This window comes from Clostridia bacterium, assembly GCA_019683875.1.
GTDB lineage: Bacteria > Bacillota > Sulfobacillia > RBS10-35 > Bu92 > Bu92.
Genome location: JADGHN010000202.1, coordinates 1 through 2,047 on the forward strand (window position 1 = coordinate 1; position 2,047 = coordinate 2,047).

3 protein-coding genes are annotated in these 2,047 nt (G+C 73.8%); all 3 read right to left on the reverse strand.

What is annotated here, in order from left to right; all coding sequences use genetic code 11:
- On the reverse strand, positions 1-224 hold a 224-nt coding region (locus IRZ18_09925), incomplete at its 3' end, for a hypothetical protein (GenBank protein MBX5477423.1).
- Positions 225-268: 44 nt separating this feature from the next.
- Positions 269-874, reverse strand: coding sequence for a response regulator transcription factor (locus tag IRZ18_09930; GenBank protein ID MBX5477424.1), 606 nt, complete (start codon positions 872-874; stop codon positions 269-271).
- Positions 871-2,047: sensor histidine kinase (locus IRZ18_09935; protein MBX5477425.1), on the reverse strand; the 1,177-nt coding region annotated here is incomplete at its 5' end. The genes IRZ18_09930 and IRZ18_09935, both read right to left, overlap by 4 nt.

Consider the following 2,047-nt stretch of genomic DNA (forward strand, 5'->3'; position numbering starts at 1 on the left):
CGGGAGCCCGCCGCGCCGGCCCGCCCGCGCGAGGGCATGACGAGGGTCGTGGCGAGCCCGTCCCGCGCCGGGAGCGCGGCGCGCAGCGGCGCCTCGACCGTGCCGCGGTCGAGCGCCACGTACGCGTCACGCACCGCGCGCACGGCCTCTTCAGGAGGCAGGAGATGGCGGACGGCCGCTTCGTCGAGATGAACGAGGTTGCGTTCCTGCTGCGAGAAGTCCACGACGACCATGCTCCTTACGTCACGAATCCGTGATCGCCCTTCGGCTACAGCCACCCGCGCTCCTTCGCGATGCGCACCGCCTCCGCGCGGGTGCGGGCGCCGAGCTTTTGCATCGCCGAGGACAGGTGGTTGCGGACGGTTCCTTCCGAAAGGTGCAGCCGCGCGGCGATCTCCGCGCTCGTGACGCCGTCGACGGCCGCGGCCAGCACCTCGCTTTCCCGCTGGGTCAGGGGGCAGGGGCCCTCCTGCAGCGCCATGAGCGCCAGGTCGGGCGCGACCACGCGCTGGCCCTCGAGGACACGGCGGATCGCGACGGCGAGTTCCGACGCCGGGGCGTCCTTCAGGAGGAAGCCGTGCGCGCCCGCCGCCAGGGCGCGTTGCACGTAGCCCGGCCGCCCGAAGGTCGTCAGCATCACCACGCGGCACTCCGGGAGCGCCTCGCGCAGCGCCGCCGCCGCTCCGAGGCCGCTGCCGTCCGGCAGTTCGATGTCGAGGAGGGCCACGTCCGGCCGAGCCTCCCGGGCGAGCGGCACGACGTCCTCCGCCCTCGACGCCTCGCCGACGACGACGATGTCCCCCTCCATCTCAAGGAGAGCCTTCAACGCGCCGCGCACCAGCGCCTGGTCCTCGGCGAGCAGCACGCGGATCACCGCCCGACCGCCTCTCCGGCCAGCGCGCCATCGCCGTCCTCCGGCAGCCAGGCCTCCACGCGGAAGCCCGAGCCGGGCGAGCGCGCGAACGCGACCCGCCCGCCGCGCGCCTGCACGCGCTCCGTGATGCCGGCGAGGCCGTTCCCGAGCGCGGTGGCGTCCGTTTCGGCCAGATCGACCACATCCAGCGGCCCCGGTCCCTTCCCGTCATCCTCGACGACCAGCCGCACGCCGCCGCCCTGCCGCTCCAGGCGGATCCAGCAGCGCGACGCCCCGCTGTGGCGGAGCACGTTCGTCGTGGCCTCCCGCAGGGCGAAGACCAGGGCAGACGCGACCTCCGGCGCCAGGGGTCCGGCCTCGCCGTGGACCGTGCACGCGATCCCGGCGTCCCGCAGCACCGCCTTGGCCCGCGCGAGCTCCGCGTCCAGGTCGGGTTGACGGTAGCCGCTCACCGCCTGCCGCGTCTCCCGGAGGGCGTCGCGGGCGGCGCGTTCGATGTCGGCCACCTCCGCCGCGGCCCGCTCCGGCTGGCCGGGGAGCAGTCGCTGCGCGAGCTGCGCCTTCAGGATGATGACCGAGAGCGAGTGGCCGAGAAGGTCGTGCAGGTCGCGCGCGATGCGCAGCCGCTCCTCCGCCGCGGCCAGGCGCGCCACGTCCTTCTGCGCCCGCTGCAGCGCCAGCATGACGTCGAAGAGCTGGCCGAGGCCGACCATGGCCATGCCCAGCATGCCGACCTGCACGCCCGCGGAGAGGACCATGGTCCACGACTGCCGGCCCAGGACGTACGTGACGCAGGCGAGGACCGTCGAGACCGCCACGGCCATCGCCCCGTGCCGGAGCGGGCGGATGAAGCCGGCGATGACGGACGCGTAGATGAAGAGGCCGTCCCACGAGGATCCGAACGCAAGCACGAGCGGCACGGCGAGGCCGAGCATGACGGCCACACCGAGAACCCGCCAGCGGTCCCGCCATGTCGGCCAGATGAGCGGCAGCGACATCGCATAGGCGGCGATGAACACGGCCAGCGCCGCGCCTCCGACGAGACGCTGGGCGGCCGTGCGCTCCGGCCGCAGAAGGTCCTCGACAGGGAACATCATGAAGATGAGCCACAGGAGGTTCGTGTACCGGCCGCGCCGGACGTACGGGTGCCACGCCTCTGCGAAGGGCAGTTTG